This is a genomic window from Flavobacterium branchiarum, assembly GCF_030409845.1.
GTDB classification, from domain to species: Bacteria; Bacteroidota; Bacteroidia; order Flavobacteriales; family Flavobacteriaceae; genus Flavobacterium; species Flavobacterium branchiarum.
The window spans coordinates 545,899-563,137 of sequence record NZ_JAUFQQ010000005.1; the positions used below are offsets into that span (position 1 = coordinate 545,899).

The following is a 17,239-nucleotide window of genomic DNA, read 5'->3' on the forward strand; positions in this document are numbered from 1 at the left end:
AGTGTCTTAGTATCTACTTAAAAACCTTTGCACCTCTGAACCTTTGTACCTCAAAATTCAGACTAAACTTAGTACCTCAGAACCTTAGTATCTTAGTAACTTCTTAAAAAAACCTTTGAAGCTTTGCACCTCTGAACCTCTGTGCCTCTGCTCCAAATAAAAAAAGCCCTAAGGAACTAAGCATCTGAATTAAATCAGAACAAACTTAGTACCTCAGAACCTTAGTATCTTAGTAACTACTTAAAAACTACTTCTTCTTTCTAAGCTTATACTTGTTTTGTTTATATAAATTCCCTGCAGTTACTACGTGTGCCAAAGCATCTTTTGCAAGTTCTTCGTCTAGCTTAACAGGAATTAAAGTAGTATCATTTTTAATTTCGAATTGCAATGGTTTTAAATTTGGTTGCATGATCACAACCTTATTCTCTACTCTAAAAGCATTGATATCATTAAATTGCATAATTGATCTTCCTTTTACATCTGGACCAATTTGAGTTAAATTTCTTCCGACCATTGGCGTTTCAAACTGAGCACCGATGTAACTTAACAAAGTAGGCGGAATATCAATCTGACTTGCTAATTTACCGTATGCTTTCCCTTTAGGAACTCCTGGTCCCAAAATTAAAGCTGGGATATGAAACTTGTTTATTGGAACTAAATTCTTTCCGTATGTTCTTGTGTTGTGATCTGCAATTACAATAAAAATTGTGTTTTTGAAATACGTTTCTTTTTTAGCCATTTCGAAGAATTTACCAATCGAAAAATCGGCATATTTCATAGCGTTATTAACCGTTGCTGGTTTCTTATCGTATGGTTTAATTCTTCCTTCAGGATACTCAAACGGTTCGTGATTAGAAGTAGAAAACATCAATGAAAAGAATGGTTTGTCCCCTTTACCTTTGAAATAATTATTTGCTTTAACAACCAAATCTTCATCAGAATACCCCCAAGTTCCTTTAAATGCGTATTTATGTCCATCGCTATCAAAATCTTCCTGATCTACGATATCTTCAAATCCGTTTCCATTAAAGAAAGAAGCCATATTATCAAAATTGGCCATTCCTCCGTAGATGAAACTCGTTTCGTATCCTTTTTGTTTTAAGGCATCCGCCAAAGTAAAAAATCCTTGTTGTGAGTTTCCTAATTTCACCACACTTTCTGAAGGTGAAGGAAGAAACCCTGTAACAACAGCTTCAATCCCACGTACACTACGCGTTCCTGTACAGTATAAATTTGTAAAAAGCAATCCCTCTTTTGAAAGCTTATCAAATTCTGGTGTTAATGGTTTACCTCCTAAAATACCAACATATTCTGCTCCTAGACTTTCTTGTAAAAATATAACCAAGTTGTATGGTCGCTTTAAAAGTGTATCTGGATTTTGAATGTGTAGAAATGGAATTTCTGGATCTGTAAAATCAGCAGGATTTACTGTCATGTATTTTTTCACACGAGCAATAGCCTCAGCTTCTTCCATTTTACCATACATCTTAGTGTTTCCTTCATTCTTAATAGAGTAAGCAGCAAAAGCTACCGTATAAAATGAATTTAAACCTAAAGTATTCGTTAACTGATCTGTAGAGAAAACAGCATTACTTGCGTTGATTGGTCGCTTTGAGGTAAGACTTGAACGTGCTCCGAAGAACAATAGAAAAGCTACAAATGGGAATACAATTAATTTGAATTTATAATCTGCTGGATGCGTATGAAAATATTTTTGTCCTTTCTTAAAAGCAAAATAGATTACAACTCCTAAGATTACAAAAGTAACAATGATAGATACTAAGTAACTTTTTAAAAGCATGCCTACAACTTCTCTAGGATATATCAAATAATCTAAGAATATCTTGTTTGGACGCGTATCATATTGTTTCACAAAATCTGGTGTTGCTAATTCTACAAAAAGAATCAGAAACAGAAATAAGAAACTATAAACCACCAAAAACTTGTTTGTAAATTTGATACAGCTATTAGGCAATAAAGTCACTAAAATCGCTGGAAGAAATGACAAATAGCAAAGCAATATCAAGTCCATTCGCAACCCAATTGGGAAAATGTACCAGAAATTTGGTGTTTCAACTACTCTATCCTTAAATATAAAAAATAAAAATATTCGACTTAATGTAGTAATTAGCAATCCAATTGCTATAAAATTAAAAATTGGTTTTAAAAAAGCGAATTTTTTCATTTAATAAGGATTTTTGAAAGTGTTGAAAAAAAATTTTAAATAAAGGCGTTTATTCTTCGTAAAGTTTTATTTCTCTATCATAGAACTCATTCGCAAGAACAATTAATCCTTCCATTTCTGCATTTAATTCAGCCTCATCAAGATCTTCTGCTTCTTCCATAAACTCAACCTCATCATCTTTTAAGTTGATTATAAATCTTGGGTAATCAAGATGAATAATAAAGATATCATCTGGGAAATCAGTATTGTCGCCAAGTAAAAATTTAGGTAATTCCATTTTTGTTTTTGTTTTATTTTTCTATTTATCTGCTAAGCAGACTATTTTTTTTATACAGATTTACTTCGTCTGCATTTATTACGATTCAAATTTATGAATTTGAAACTGAATTATTGATTAATTTTTTTGTCAGATAATGAAAACGAATATATAAAAATATAGCCGCTGCAGTTAATCCTGCCAAAAGACCTATCCAAACACCTTCTGCTTTTAAATCAGTATATTCAGCTAAATAGTATGAGATAGGAAATCCGATGATCCAATAGGCTACAAATGTAATATACATTGGCACTTTAACATCTTGCAATCCACGTAAAGCTCCCAGAACAACAACTTGAATTCCGTCAGAAATTTGAAAAACTGCTGCTATCAAAAGTAATTTTGACGCTATTGCGATTACTTCTGTATTATCTAGAACTTGTCCACTATTTTCCATATTCAAGAAGATATGCGGTAAGTAATTATGGAATATAACAAATAGAATTGCAAAAACAGTTTCGATTATGATAGCAAGTAAAAAGATAGAACGTGCCACTACAACAAGATTTTTATAATCATTTAGTCCTCTTTGATTACTAACTCTAATCATCGAAGTTACACTTAATCCCATAGCAAACATAAAAGTCATCGAAGCCAAACTCAACGCAATTTGATTTGCTGCCTGACTAGTTTTTCCAATATTACCACACAACCAGATTGATGCGGTAAACAATACAACTTCAAAAAGCATTTGCATGGCAGAAGGAAATCCTATACTTATAATTTTTTTAAGTGTTTCTTTTTTGATTTGGTCAAAACTAAAACCTTGGAAATAACGTTTTAATTCGGCTCTTCTAGAAATCATAATATGCATGAACATTACCAAAAATATTCTTGAAATTACAGTTCCTAGAGCTGCTCCAACAATTCCCATCTTTGGAAAAATCCAGATACCATAAATAAGCAAATAGTTTATACCAACGTGCAATACGTTTGCCATAACCATAGCATACATCGAGTATTTTGTAAGCGAAAGCCCATCAGCAAATTGCTTGTATCCTTGATACATGATTAAAGGAATCAATGAAAAAGCTACCCAGTCAAGATATGGTTTAGCAAGTGCAATTACATCCGCAGGTTGTTGTAGTAATTCCATTATTGGCTTTGCTAAAACAATTACTCCAAAAAGCATTAGCCCTAAAACTGTGCACAAAAACAATCCATGATGAAATGCACCACGGATTTTATCAGGGTTCTTCTCGGCATCGCCTTCGGCAACTATAGGAGTTATTGCGGTCGAGAAACCAATTCCTAATGACATTGCAATAAAAATCATGCTGTTTCCTAGCGAAACTGCCGCTAGTTCTGTGCTTCCTAATTTTCCTACCATTATGTTATCGACAATACCAATAAGGGTATGCCCAACCATCCCCAATATTATGGGATAAGCTAATTTTAAATTATAAGAAAATTCTTTTGTGTATTGAGAAAAGTTCACTTTGTGTTTTTTTAAGTGTGCAAAGATAATTAGAAGCTTTCAATTCTTTCCCTATTATTCAATTTATAACCCTATTTATTATTCAATTAATTGATAACCTAAATATTATATAATAAAACCTGATAATTATATAACGCTCTCGCTGTACCCTAGAACTACTTTTACATCATTAATAAACTAAAACATCTGATATTATGAAAAAGACAATCAATTTAAAAATGCTATTAATTGCCGTTTTTGCAATTATATATACTTCTGCAACGGCACAAACAACTGAAATAAAAAACTATGATCAAGGTTTTCGTTTAGGATTTGGTTTAAATGGTGGAATTCCGACAAATAAAGCCTATAGCTGGTCTTTAGGTGGTGATGTTCGATTACAGTATGATTTATCAAAAAAAACATCCTTAACCTTAACAACGGGTTTTACTAATTTATTTGTTAATAAGCAGGACTTAAAAGACATCGGATTCATTCCTGCAAAAGGTGGTTTTAAAGCTTTTATCTGGGAAGATCAGTTTTATGTAATGGGCGAAGTGGGCGCAGGTTTTGCAGTAACAAACGGATACAACGACACTACTTTTTTATGGGCACCAGGAATTGGGTATGCTAATAAATATGTTGATATAAGTGTGCGATATGAAGATTACACAAAATTCAACACGAATCAAGTTGCATTGCGATTAGCATACGGATTTAAATTGTAAAAGACACTATTCATTAAAAAGCCTTTCTTACGAAAGGCTTTTTTAGTTTACATAATTTACTGTAAAGGAGAAAAATCGTTTAATATCAATAAAAGCAACAATACAAACTACTGCCAAAAGCACTTATAGCCTTTACTCTACACCATACATCAACCCACCTCATCCTTCTTCTTTCCTCTCTAATCTTTCCTCAATAATCTTTCCTCAATAATCTTTCCTCTATAATCTTTCCTCTATAATCTTTCCTCTATAATCTTTCCTCTATAATCTTTCCTCTATAATCTTTCCTCTATAATCTTTCCTCTATAATCTTTCCTCTATAATCTTTCCTCTATAATCTTTCCTCTATCCTCTCTTTAAATACCTAGCATCAGTCAATGTTTTCATAAAAGCAATAAGTTGTTTCTTTTCAATTTCGGTTAAGTTCAATTTATCCTCAGGCAAAGTTTGATTCGGAAGGTCAAATCCTAAACCTATGCCTCCACCATCATTATAAAAATCAACAACTTCTTCCAAAGTATTATAAACGCCGTTATGCATATAAGGAGCGGTAAGTTCGATATTTCTTATCGTAGGTGTTTTAAACGAATGCTTATGAATTGCTGCTTGGGTTACTACAAACTTGCCTAAATCTCCATCAAGCGTTTTGTTTTTATTTGGCGTACCCAATACTTCACTTTCTGACTTATCAAAATTAGGCGGAACAGTTCCGTTTGTAAGCGGAATAAAATGGCAGGTTGCACATTTGGCTTTACCAGCAAACAAATTAAAACCAGCTTTTTCATCAGCAGTAAAAGTGCCTTTGTTTTGCATATAACGATCAAATTTAGAGTCATAATTACTCAAAGAACGAATGTACGATGCCAAAGCATTTTTTATTTCAAATTCATTTATTTCACCTTTTGGAAATGCTTTTTTAAACTCTTTCACATACGTAGTATCTTTTTGAATCGCCAATGCCGATTTCTCCAAAGACCCATGCATTTCATTTTCATTTTTGATAACTGCTATTGCCTGATCTTCGAGATAACTTACTCGAGAATCAGAGAAAAACACACGCTGAAAAGCGATATTAGCTAGAGTTGGTGTATTACGCTGAAGCAACGATTTTCCGTCTAAAGAAACTGCTCGTTCCAATCCATCCGTAAAAGCCTTCTCTTCATGGTGGCATGAAGCACAAGAACGAGTGTTGTTCCCAGATAAAATAGGATCATTAAATAGTTTTTTACCCAAAGTAATTTTCTCAGGCGTTGTTTTATAATCAGGAAACCCCGAAAAAGCTTCTGCATCAAATGCAGTTGCATCAAAGATAGTTTGAGCAGTTGGTTTCAAGCCTTTCGTTTCTTTCATAAACGGAATCCCTAATTCAATTTGGGATTTATAAAGTCCCCTACTTAATGGATTAGCAATTTCTCTGATAAAAAAAGCACGATCAAAAGCATTAAAATTGGTATTTGTTTTTAAATAGTTTTTCCCTTTCTCTAAAATAGTAAGAACTTCTTTAGCGTTTGTAACTTTCTTATCTGTTATAAAAACACGATAATATTTTTCTATCGTTTCTAAAGACACCAAAGCTTCAGGGATTGAATTAAAAACAACAGGCGAATCAAATCCTGTAATTCCCATGGTAATTATACGATAGACTTGCAATCGCATAGCATCAAAAACATGTGCATCTGTTAACTCTGTAGTACTCGCAACCTTTTCTAAACGAGTTAAGTTAGCAGCAAGAACTCCCAATTCTTGAACTAATTCTCTCTTACTACTCACATTGTATTTAGGAAAAATTAATTCTTCGATAACCTGAAACCCCTCAGGTGGCACTGTTACCTTATCATTTTCTTCAAACTCTGGTATTGCAGGGCCATTGATGGCTTTAGAAACTGTAGGCGCATAATATTCACTAATCATTTCAACTTTCTTATAACTTTCATGCGCTTCTAGAAATTGTCTTTGAATTTGTGCTTCGGTTGAGTCTGATTGAACCGAATATTTAAGCTTGGCAACTTTTTGAATCAATAAAGTAATATCTGCTTTAAACAATTCATTTACTTCTTGATGTTTGTTTTTTTTCTGACAGGCAACAAATGCTACTAGCAACAACAAACAATATATTTTTTTCATGATTTAATACCGATTATAAAGAGGAATATTCAGAAAAACAGAAACCACTACCTCAATTTGAAGTAGTGGATAGCTGTTTTATAATTACTTAAAATTTATCTTGCTAAACCTTTAAGAACTAAGATTTGACTTGCTTGTTGCTCATTAGGGCGGTTAGTTCCCCCATCAACACCTTTGTATTTATTGCCAGTCCAGCTATGTGGCTGAACGCTTAACATAAAAGTATCTTCGATACCAACTTGCTCAGAGACATCGATTAAAGCACCATATTCCCAATCTCCAAATTTAGACATCCCTCCTACGTTATACTTAGCAGCATCCGCTTGCGTACGACGGTGATCTAATTCAACTACAACTTTTAAATCTTTTGTTGCAATATTGTATTGATAAATGTAAGCATCGTGAGTTTCATCGCCATATCCGTTTGCATCTTCCTGAACGTAAACAAAGTTTTTAGTTACACAGATATTATCTGGATTTTGAAATTTACCAGCAATTCCAGAACGGTTATCACCATCAAGAATAACCTCTAGCGTTCCTTTTAATGGATCAGCTGCATCAAGGTTCAATCTATAAACTCTACCATATTTTGTTCTAGAACCATCTGCATTAGTTCCTGTTGTGTTTTGTCCAGTAACATTAAAATACAATTCGCGGTCAGCAGTACCTCCACCTTTACGGTAATCTAAATCTTCTACACGACCAAATTTAATAGCTTTCAACGTATTTACCGATGCATTAATTTGAGCTCCAGTTAGCGTTTTATGATTATCGATTTTCACAAAAGAAACAGGATATGTTTTACTAACATCCATATCTTTCTCTCTTTGGTTATCGTCATTTCTTTTCAACATATATAAAGAACCACCAGATAAATCACCTACCGTATTAGACACATACATAAAAACCTGACCTCCGTAAGTTCCAGAGTCATCATCGCCAATTACAACAACCGTTTTACCTTTGTAAGCTCCTGTACGCAGAGGCAACGCATTTTCGGCACTTAAACGACCAAAACCAGCTAATTCTTTAGATACCGATGCAGAACCCACACTACCATTAGGATCTAATGCATGCGTACGAGACTCTTCTCCAGACTCTCCACAAGTTAAATATAAAGGTCCAAAACCATGTTCTGCAGGTGTAGCCATTGTAGCACCACATAATCTCCAAGTTCCTCCACTAGAATTTAACAAATATTCCCCTTTAGTAGGTTTGAATGTTTTGTCAAGAGTAATTCTAGAAACCGCAAAATTGTCTTCGTTGTTCACCAAAAAAGTAAAAGTCCCATCTGTATTTCTTAACAAGCCAGAACCATCAGCAGAACCTCCAAAAACAAACTTTGGACTATCCGGAAAAACATCATCAGAACTAAAAAGAGAATAAATCTTTAAGTTTTCAAAACCTGCTTTCGCTTTCAATAAACTTGGCGTAACAGATTGGTCTTTTAATACAACACTAGATGTTGCTACTTCCTCTTGATCTTTAGAGTCATTATTACATGATGTAATTAACGATCCTAGAATAATTAGGGGTAAAATAATTCTTTTCATTTTTAGTAAAAGTTGGTTTATATTTTTTTTAGCAAAGTAAATCCCCACTCTTTAACTTAAAATGACTTAGATATTATCAAAAAAACAATACTCCAATCAAAAAACGGTAACAAACCCTAAAAAAATTAACATTAAATTAGTAATCCAAAACATTCATAAACTTGCAATAACATCAAACCAAAAAAAAGAGCCTTATTTCTAAGACTCGTTTTTTAACTGTTGTTCATACATTTTAATATTATCCTTTATCTTCTCATCGAGTTCAGGTTCTTTAATATCAGTATGTTTTTCCATTACCTCCCAAATAATCTTAGCCACGATATAACGCGCCATTTCTTTATCGTCAGCTGGAATAATGTACCAAGGAGCGTCTTTAGTTGAAGTCTTATTTATAGCCTCCTCATAATACTGCATATATTCCTCCCAATGTCCTCTTTCTTTCAAATCAGATAGCGAAAACTTCCAATTGTGTTTCTCCTTCTCCAGTCGGCGCAATAAACGTTGGCGTTGCTCTTCTTTACTTAAATGCATGTAAAACTTAAAAACAATAGTTCCATTTTGAGTAATATGTCTTTCAAAATTATTGATTTGGTCAATTCTATCTTTCCAAAAATGCTCAGGAATATCTTCTACCTTCTCAATTCCAGGTAAATTCTCATTTAATATAAACTCAGGATGCACACGAGTAACCAAAACATTCTCGTAATGCGTACGATTAAAAATCGCATACTTTCCTTTTTCGGGCAAAGCAAGATAATGTCTCCATAAATAATCATGTTCCAATTCACTCGAATTAGGCGTTTTAAAGCTATGAACCACAACCCCACGCGGATTAAACTCCTTAAACACTTCACGAATCAAACTATCCTTCCCAGAAGTATCCATTCCCTGCAAACAAATCAAAACTCCGTATCTATTGTGAGCATACATAACATCCTGCAGTTTACTTAATTTGGCTTGCACCTTATCCAGCTTAACTTCCTTCTCCTTCTCGTCGGCATCGATATCCAACAAAGTAGGAATATTTGATAATTTAATTTTATCAACAACTTTAAAATTCTTTGGGTCAATTGATTTCATATTTCATCGTTTTAATTAAAGTAAATATACTATTTTTGGTCAGCTTTTTCCCGCTTTGCATTACAATACTTTTCAGTAAATTGCTTTTTTCTAATAAAGTAACAGGAGCTTCCGCAGGTCGCTCTATTCCTTCAAGAAAAAACAACAATTTCATTTCAAACTATTTTCATTTCAATCGGGGCTAAAACAACAGAATCAAAACAACAATCATGGAAAAATTCACACTCGAAATCTTATTCCAAATCATAGGAATCGGTTCGGCATCAGGACTACTATATCAAGACAACGCACTATTCATAATTGGAGACAATAGCGGTTATTTATATGAATACAACATCGATAATACCGATTTAAAAAAGCATGAACTAATTGCAAATCCAACCGAAAACATTGCAAAAAATCTAAAGCCCGATTTTGAATCCATCACAAATCATAATGATACCCTTTACATTTTTGGTTCTGGTTCAACCGATCAAAGAAACAAAATGATAGAATTCGATTTAAAGTCAAAAACCAAAATTGCAACAAACAATCTAACCGATTTTTATGCCGTAATGCAAAATTTCTCCAATATAAAACCAGAAGATTTTAATCTCGAAGGCGCCATCTTCAATGGAGAAAACTGGTACTTATTCAATCGTGGAAACGGAAAAACAAATAAAAATGCCATATTCACCATACATGCCAAGAGCTTAGGAGAAGAATTCAGTCTTATTGCTGTAGATTATAAACTCCCAAAAATAAAAGGAGTCCGAAGCAGTTTTACCGATGCTATTCTTGTTGACAATAAAATTTACTTTTTGGCTACAGCCGAAGATACAGAATCTACTTATAATGATGGAGAAATATTAGGGAGCTTCATTGGTCGAATAGATCTTAAAACCATGAAAATAGATTATACAAAAAAAATCACCTCAACAAACAAATTCGAAGGATTGACATTGTATAAAAAATCAAACAATCAAATCGAATTTTTACTTTGCGAAGACAATGATACAGACGATTTAAAAACAACCATTTATAAATTAACTATACCTTCAAAATGATTTATAGATTAAAGACTCAAAACGACAAAGATTCATAGATAAAATAATTCATGTAATTCTTAGTTAAAAAAAAACTAAAACATCAAAGGCTACTCTTCTATTGCCAAGAGTCTTAAAAAATGAAACAAATTTATAAAAGCATTATAATTATCTTATTCCTTATCAGCTTTAAAAGCTATTCTCAAACACAAGAGGCGATAATATACTTTAAAAATGGTGATTCTATTGAAGGTTTTGCGATGCTAAAATTCAATAAAATAAAATTTAAAATTTCACCTGATGATAAAGCCGACACATGGGATTATGAACACATTAAAAAAATCACATTCCTTGGCTTTGAAATAAGAAGAACCTTTGAATATGTGACATTAAGCTCGATAGATAAACCTAAACTATTGGAGACAATCACAAAAGGAGAAGCGACCTAATATAAAAAACTAGGTTCAGATTACAGCCTTGTTGATCAAATATCAAATCCGCATGATGAAACACAAACTTACATGACAAACATTGATGGGCAACATTTCCAATCCAGAGATGTCCCCGTATTTTATTATGTTAAAAAAGAGAAAGATACCTATCCAACTTGTCTAAATTGTGGCGTAATCAATTCCTGGAGAAGAAACACTTCTAAATTTTTCGCGGATTGTGATTTTATCGTTAAAAAATTAAAAGGAGATAAATGGCTTTTTAGCGATATTGAAGAAATCGTTACTTTTTACAATGATATTTGTTTCGAAGAATAAATAATATAGAACCAAATAAATCATATTTTAAAACACTCTATCCTAATAGAAAACAAACAATTTATAAATTAACTTTAAATAATTAGAATGAACCCAATTTTGAATCAAAATCTATTTCTAGTAAAAGAACACGTCGGGATGTTCAAAGCTGCAAATAACTATGATATCTACAATCCAGAAAACAATGAACTAATAATGAATTGCCGAGAAAAAGATCTAGGCTTTTTCACCAAAGTATTACGTTTTACAGATTTTAAAAGAGCAACACCTTTTAATATCGAAATTGCAACACCAGCAGGAGAGAAAATAATCAATATAAAACGTGGCGTAGCAATCTTCCGTTCTACAGTTCAGGTTTTTGACGAAAAAGAACGTTTAATTGGAACATTCAAACAAAAATTACTTTCTATTGGAGGGAAATTTGAAATTTTAGACAAAAACGAAAGACCCGTTTGTACACTACAAGGAAAATGGACAGGTTGGGATTTTAAATTTACCAAAGACACCAAAATGCTTGGACAAGTAAATAAAAAATGGGCCGGAATCGGGAAAGAATTCTTTACTAGCGCCGATAATTATGTGCTTCAAATAGAAAATACAGTTGCACAGGATGATAGTTCAAGACAGCTTATTTTAGCAGCGGTAATGTGTATCGATATGGTACTAAAAGAATAACTAATACCAAAATACAGAAGCCACGATATCCTTCAAGAATAAGGATTCGTGGCTTTTTTTATTATTTACTACTGTTATACTCTTCCCTATTCTTTTGCTCTAATAGAATCTTTTCTAAGAAAGGTTTAACTTCTTTTTCTATTTCTTCTGAAGTAATCTCCAAAGCCTTAGGGTTTTTAGCTAATTGCAACCAAGGCTTCTTTCCATCAAAATCATAACTTCCAAAAACGATTACAGGAGTCCCTTTTACCTTTATATTTTCCTTATCAGCAAGAACCCATTGATCTGCCCAATCATAAAGATAACGCGCATCTTTTTCCTGAAGTCGCAAGCAAGAATGCGAAGCAGGATACCCAGGTAAAGCATATTGGTGAAACCCAACGCCTTTCTTATTTTCTATATTAAAATTCCATTTTAATTCCCACTCATCGTTAAAGGTGCTTACCGTTTCCTCTGCTTTCCAATTGGTATAAAAAAGCCCAGTTGGTGTCGGGTCCTTTTTTCGTCCCATATTAGTAGGCCCTGTATATACCAATTGCCCTTTCTCATATGCAGCGAAGGTTTGCGATGGATAAGAAAAAAACAAAACCTTATCTACATCTTTCAAATAAGGAACTGTCAACGGAAACGGAAGATAGTCCTCTAGCTCGCCTTTTAAGTCCGAAGGAACCAAAATAGAATCCATTTTGGTAAAATTGGCCATATCAGTTCGATTAACTGCAATAAGAATATCTAGCTGCGTAGCATCAGTAGCATTCGCTTTCAACCAATCTTTTCTGTTTTCTACATGATAAGAAATAGAAGTAGGTTTTTCTCTTATTTGCATTTCTTTTATCTCGGGGGGCTCATTCTTTTTACATGAGAATAGCACAGTGGCTATTGTTAAAATAAGAAGTACTTTTTTCATAATAGATGTGTTTATTACAAATTTGGCCAATTCAATACAAAAAAGCATTACATAATTATCTCAATAAGTTTCTTTATTTAAAGATATCAATAAAAATAAAACCGAAAACGTAATAGTATTTTAAAAGAACCAAATCCAGTTAATTTTATATTAACAATCCTTCTAAAAAGCACTTTTCACAGTTGAAATAAGTATTTTTGTATAACAAACTATATTAAACAAATTGTATTTTACAGTACATAAAAATAACGAGTATGAGCAATCTAAAAAATAAAAATGCACTTATTACTGGTGCAGGAAAAGGAATCGGAAAAGCAGTTGCAATTGCATTAGCCAAAGAAGGTGTAAATGTAATTTTGATGGCAAGAACTCAAGCTGATATTGATGCTGTTGCAACCGAAATAAATGCACTTGGTGTAAAATCATTAGCAATTACTGCTGATGTTGCAGATATTAATTCTGTAAACAGTGCTGTAGAAAAAGCATTAGCCGAATTTAAAACTATCGATATCTTAATTAACAATGCAGGAATCGCTGCCTTTGGTAATTTCTTAGATTTAGAACCAGCAGCTTGGGAAAGAATCATCCAAGTAAACTTAATGGGTATTTATTATGTAACTCGTGCCGTATTACCAAATATGATTGAAAACCAAACTGGAGATATTATCAATATTTCTTCAACAGCTGGTTTAAACGGAAATGCATTAACTAGTGCCTACAGTGCTTCAAAATTTGCTGTATTAGGATTAACAGATTCTTTAATGCAAGAAATGAGAAAGCACAACATTCGTGTTACAGCTTTAACACCAAGTACGGTAGCAACTGATATGGCAAAAGAATTAAAACTAACTGATGGTAATCCTGAAAAAGTAATGCAATCTGAAGATATCGCAGAACTAATCATTGCACAGTTAAAATTAAACCGCAGAGTTTTTATAAAAAACAGCAGTATTTGGTCTACAAATCCTTAATTAAATTTAAGTATTACTGTTACCTATAATTATCTAACACATAGAAACATAGATCATTAAAATCTAAAGAAAGACGTTTCACTTAAAATAAATCACATAAAGCTATGTGAAAAAAATATTTTTCTTGAATCAACTTTTGATTATCAATTCTATTCCTAGAGCTATCAGAACTATGTCACTATGTGTTAAATAGCTTTTTTTGTACTCAATGAGTTAAATATACATATAATAAAACCCCTCGCAAAAGGGGTTTTATTATTGTATACTAATTCCGACTTCGCTCAATTTGATATTTTTATATCTAAATCTCTTTCTGTCTTACTTCTTATATTTTTCTAAGCTTCTGCCAGTTTGTTTAAGAATTCCAAACGAACACTTCCATCTTCATCAATAGTAGTCAAATTGATTTCGTGTAATGTATTTATTAATTCAGGATTCCAAGGCGTTTTAACTTTTACGTAATTCTCTGTAAAACCGTGAATATAACCTTCTTTATTTTCGCTTTCAAAGAGTACTGTTTTATTAGCACCTAACTGACTCTCGTAAAAAGCACGACGCTTTTTAACCGACAATCCGCGTAGCATCTTACTGCGCTTTGAACGCACATTTGCAGCCACAATTCCTGGCATATTAGCCGCTTCTGTATTATCACGTTCAGAATATGTAAAAACATGTAAATAAGAGATGTCCATTTCGTTTAAGAAATGATATGTCTCAAGGAAATGCTCATCAGTTTCACCAGGAAATCCAACAATTACATCAACACCAATACAAGCATGTGGCATAACTTCACGAATCTTATTTACTCGCTCTGTGTACACTTCACGTAGGTAACGACGCTTCATTAATTTAAGAATATCATTACTTCCTGATTGCAACGGAATATGAAAGTGTGGTACAAACGTTCTGCTTTTTGATACAAACTCAATTGTTTCATTTTTCAATAAATTCGGTTCAATCGAAGAAATTCTTAAACGCTCAACTCCCTCTACTTTATCTAGAGCTTGTACTAAATCAAGAAAAGTGTGTTCGTGTTTTTTATTTCCGAATTCCCCTTTTCCGTAATCCCCAATATTAACTCCTGTTAAAACAATTTCTTTAATATCCTGAGCGGCAATTTCTTTAGCATTTTGCAATACATTCTCCAAAGCATCACTACGAGAAATTCCTCTAGCAAGCGGAATTGTACAATACGTACATTTGTAATCGCAACCGTCTTGCACTTTTAAGAAAGCACGAGTTCTGTCACCAATAGAATAACTTCCTACGTAAAAATCGGCTTCCGAAATTTCGCAAGAATGTACTTCTCCCATATCATTTTTGCTCAAATCATTGATATAATCCGTGATTTTAAACTTTTCGGTAGCTCCCAAAACCAAATCAACACCATCTACAGATGCTAATTCTTCGGGTTTAAGTTGGGCATAACAACCCACAGCAGCAACAAATGCTTTATCATTAAGTTTCATTGCTTTCTTAACAACCTGCTTAAACTGCTTATCAGCATTCTCGGTAACCGAACATGTATTGATCACATATATATCAGCAACATCTTCAAAATCGACACGATCGAAACCTTCCTCATTAAAATTTCTAGCAATTGTAGACGTTTCTGAAAAATTCAGCTTACATCCCAACGTATAAAAAGCAACTTTTTTTCTATTTTCCATGGCAATAAACTACGTTTTAAGTAGTATTTATTATAATTTACCTCTTTACAAAAGAGTTTGCAAATTTACGTACAATATTTTTTAAAACGAAATCAATAATAAGCTATATATCAATATTTTGAATTGCAGGAACATTTATTTTCTCAAAAAAATACCAAAAAAAGCCATAATCATTTTACTTTTAGAAAAAATGAAACGCTAAATCTAAAAAAACGAATAAAAAACATCATTTTAATTCTATAGGAACTCTCCCTAGTCTTTTTTTTATGAATCAAAATCAAAAAAGTAATATAACTAACAGATAAATCTTATTTATATATATTCTTTTTTTTCAGCGATCCTTTTTTACATTAAAAAAACCCACTCAATTAAATGATTATTAACAAGATGCATCCCGTTAAAAAAAATGAATTCAAAAAATAAAGTTTTCCTATTATACGCTTTGTTCGCGTAAATTTTCGTCTTAAATTCACACCACGAAAATTGTGACAAAAAAAACACTAATTAACATCAATTTGCGTTAATTATATTTTCATAAAAGCATTGAATTCTGAACTGAATAAAAATAATTGGGCAAACCGAAAACCATATAGAGTAGGTATTTAAATTAATTACAAAAACATGAAAGCATTTATCCCTACAATCTTATTAATGCTATTAACTACTTTTGGAGTACAGGCACAAACTGCTAGTACTGGTACTAACACAAATCCATTTCCTACTATTGCGACTCTTACCTCTTGGGCAAGTTATAATTCACAATCAAAATTTGATATTGAAGTTCGTGGTATTGGATTTAAATTTGAAGTGAAATCTGTTGAAGAAGGTTCAACTGCTTTTACCTATATCAGAAAAGTAACTGCAAACGATATTTCTTATACAGACAGAATCGTTTATAGAATTGCAAATGGTAATACTGCTAGTATTATATCATTAGTAACTGCTTCGACAGATTTAGTGTCATTGTACACTCCACAATTGTCTACCTACAAAAGCAACAACTGTAAAACAGAAATGTCTAAAGATAAAAACACAACTTGTAGTTGTTATGAGAATGCTAATTACTCTATCGATCTTTGCGACGAACGTGTAAAACTTACAATGGGTGATGGGAATAAATACTTTATTTCTGTAGCTAAAAAATAAGCTTAAAATACTAAGATACCGTTATCTCGTAACGGAGCTATGTCATCTATATCTTTACATACAAAATCGGCAACAACTTACCTACATTTTGTTATTAGATTATAAAACCAAAAGTCTGTAAAGATATAGAAACATTAAATTTTAAATTCTAAAGATTAGGATTCTTTAGTTCATACCAAACTTCTTCCTCTTCGTCAAGCATAAAGGCATTTATATACTTTAATCCTAGTTTTTCCAGAATATTTCTAGAACTACTATTTTCTGCATCTGCGTAAGCATAAATTGCCTCCACCTTCATTTCATTAAAAGCATAATTTATAAAAGCTTTTCCTGCTTCGGTAGCATATCCCTTACCCCAGTGTTCTTCTATAAAACGATAACCAATTTCATAAAAATTCTGGTGATTATTGATCGTAGTAGTGATGAATTTTATTCCAGACCAACCGATAAAAGTATTGGTTTCTTTAAGAACAACTGCCCAACGTCCAATTCCGATATCTTTATATTGCTGCTGAACAAATTCAATATAAGCGTGACTTTCATCGATATGCGTAACAGGTTTCTTCCCTACATACTTATGCACATTCGGGTTAGAATCCAATTGAAACATTCCTTCAACATCCGAAGAAAGAAACTCTCTTAACAATAAACGTTCTGTCTCTATTGATTTCATGG

The 17,239-nt window shown here is 32.6% G+C and carries 17 protein-coding genes; 7 read left to right on the forward strand and 10 right to left on the reverse strand.

Features of this window, described 5'->3' with window-relative positions:
* Nucleotides 1-247 precede the first annotated feature (247 nt).
* The 3 genes from QWY99_RS14355 to QWY99_RS14365 form a co-directional block, all read right to left on the reverse strand.
* Complete coding sequence (locus tag QWY99_RS14355) at nt 248-2,185, reverse strand: LTA synthase family protein (RefSeq protein WP_290266271.1); 1,938 nt, start codon at nt 2,183-2,185, stop codon at nt 248-250.
* A 49-nt stretch (nt 2,186-2,234) separates the two neighbouring features.
* Nucleotides 2,235-2,462, reverse strand: coding sequence for a DUF8828 family protein (locus tag QWY99_RS14360; RefSeq protein ID WP_129537524.1), 228 nt, complete (start codon nt 2,460-2,462; stop codon nt 2,235-2,237).
* 91 nt (nt 2,463-2,553) lie between these two features.
* Nucleotides 2,554-3,939, reverse strand: a complete 1,386-nt coding sequence (locus tag QWY99_RS14365; protein WP_290266272.1) for an MATE family efflux transporter — start codon at nt 3,937-3,939, stop codon at nt 2,554-2,556.
* A gap of 194 nt (nt 3,940-4,133) precedes the next feature.
* Here QWY99_RS14365 and QWY99_RS14370 point away from each other — a divergent pair, with 194 nt between their 5' ends.
* The gene (locus QWY99_RS14370) at nt 4,134-4,646 is read left to right on the forward strand and encodes a hypothetical protein (RefSeq protein ID WP_290266273.1); all 513 of its coding nucleotides are present in this window, start codon (nt 4,134-4,136) and stop codon (nt 4,644-4,646) included.
* Nucleotides 4,647-4,991: 345 nt separating this feature from the next.
* Here QWY99_RS14370 and QWY99_RS14375 read toward each other — a convergent pair whose 3' ends face one another.
* The 4 genes from QWY99_RS14375 to QWY99_RS14390 all read right to left on the reverse strand — a co-directional run bounded on the left by QWY99_RS14375 (nt 4,992) and on the right by QWY99_RS14390 (nt 9,557).
* A complete protein-coding gene (locus QWY99_RS14375) occupies nt 4,992-6,770 on the reverse strand; it encodes a cytochrome-c peroxidase (protein WP_290266274.1) in 1,779 nt (592 codons plus the stop codon).
* Between the two features lie 95 nt (nt 6,771-6,865).
* Nucleotides 6,866-8,323 (reverse strand): PhoX family protein, encoded by a 1,458-nt coding sequence (locus QWY99_RS14380; protein WP_290266275.1) that lies wholly within the window; start codon nt 8,321-8,323, stop codon nt 6,866-6,868.
* A gap of 198 nt (nt 8,324-8,521) precedes the next feature.
* A complete protein-coding gene (locus QWY99_RS14385; protein ID WP_290266276.1) occupies nt 8,522-9,403 on the reverse strand; it encodes a PPK2 family polyphosphate kinase in 882 nt (293 codons plus the stop codon).
* A complete protein-coding gene (locus tag QWY99_RS14390) occupies nt 9,390-9,557 on the reverse strand; it encodes a hypothetical protein (RefSeq protein ID WP_290266277.1) in 168 nt (55 codons plus the stop codon). Before QWY99_RS14390 ends, QWY99_RS14385 begins: the two co-directional genes overlap by 14 nt.
* Before the next feature lie 55 nt (nt 9,558-9,612).
* Between QWY99_RS14390 and QWY99_RS14395 the strand changes: the two genes are divergently transcribed.
* The 4 genes from QWY99_RS14395 to QWY99_RS14410 all read left to right on the forward strand — a co-directional run bounded on the left by QWY99_RS14395 (nt 9,613) and on the right by QWY99_RS14410 (nt 11,870).
* Nucleotides 9,613-10,449, forward strand: a complete 837-nt coding sequence (locus QWY99_RS14395; protein ID WP_290266278.1) for a DUF6929 family protein — start codon at nt 9,613-9,615, stop codon at nt 10,447-10,449.
* A 119-nt stretch (nt 10,450-10,568) separates the two neighbouring features.
* Nucleotides 10,569-10,877 carry a hypothetical protein gene (locus QWY99_RS14400; RefSeq protein ID WP_290266279.1) on the forward strand — a complete coding sequence of 103 codons (309 nt, stop codon included), beginning with the start codon at nt 10,569-10,571 and terminating at the stop codon, nt 10,875-10,877.
* Between the two features lie 72 nt (nt 10,878-10,949).
* Complete coding sequence (locus QWY99_RS14405; protein WP_290266280.1) at nt 10,950-11,195, forward strand: hypothetical protein; 246 nt, start codon at nt 10,950-10,952, stop codon at nt 11,193-11,195.
* An 87-nt stretch (nt 11,196-11,282) separates the two neighbouring features.
* On the forward strand, nt 11,283-11,870 hold the full coding sequence (locus QWY99_RS14410; RefSeq protein WP_290266281.1) for an LURP-one-related family protein: 588 nt from the start codon (nt 11,283-11,285) through the stop codon (nt 11,868-11,870).
* A 61-nt stretch (nt 11,871-11,931) separates the two neighbouring features.
* Here the strand turns inward: QWY99_RS14410 and QWY99_RS14415 are convergent, their stop codons facing one another.
* Nucleotides 11,932-12,777 (reverse strand): L,D-transpeptidase, encoded by an 846-nt coding sequence (locus QWY99_RS14415; protein WP_290266282.1) that lies wholly within the window; start codon nt 12,775-12,777, stop codon nt 11,932-11,934.
* Nucleotides 12,778-13,031: 254 nt separating this feature from the next.
* On the opposite strand from QWY99_RS14415, the gene QWY99_RS14420 reads away from it, so the two are divergent.
* Nucleotides 13,032-13,748: a 3-ketoacyl-ACP reductase gene (locus QWY99_RS14420; protein WP_290266283.1), complete on the forward strand. Its 717-nt coding sequence runs from the start codon at nt 13,032-13,034 to the stop codon at nt 13,746-13,748.
* A 335-nt stretch (nt 13,749-14,083) separates the two neighbouring features.
* Here the strand turns inward: QWY99_RS14420 and mtaB are convergent, their stop codons facing one another.
* On the reverse strand, nt 14,084-15,418 hold the full coding sequence (mtaB, locus tag QWY99_RS14425; RefSeq protein ID WP_290266284.1) for a tRNA (N(6)-L-threonylcarbamoyladenosine(37)-C(2))-methylthiotransferase MtaB: 1,335 nt from the start codon (nt 15,416-15,418) through the stop codon (nt 14,084-14,086).
* A gap of 621 nt (nt 15,419-16,039) precedes the next feature.
* Between mtaB and QWY99_RS14430 the strand changes: the two genes are divergently transcribed.
* Nucleotides 16,040-16,564: a hypothetical protein gene (locus QWY99_RS14430; RefSeq protein ID WP_290266285.1), complete on the forward strand. Its 525-nt coding sequence runs from the start codon at nt 16,040-16,042 to the stop codon at nt 16,562-16,564.
* Between the two features lie 148 nt (nt 16,565-16,712).
* Here QWY99_RS14430 and QWY99_RS14435 read toward each other — a convergent pair whose 3' ends face one another.
* The gene (locus QWY99_RS14435; protein ID WP_290266286.1) at nt 16,713-17,237 is read right to left on the reverse strand and encodes a GNAT family N-acetyltransferase; all 525 of its coding nucleotides are present in this window, start codon (nt 17,235-17,237) and stop codon (nt 16,713-16,715) included.
* Between the last annotated feature and the right edge of the window lie 2 nt (nt 17,238-17,239).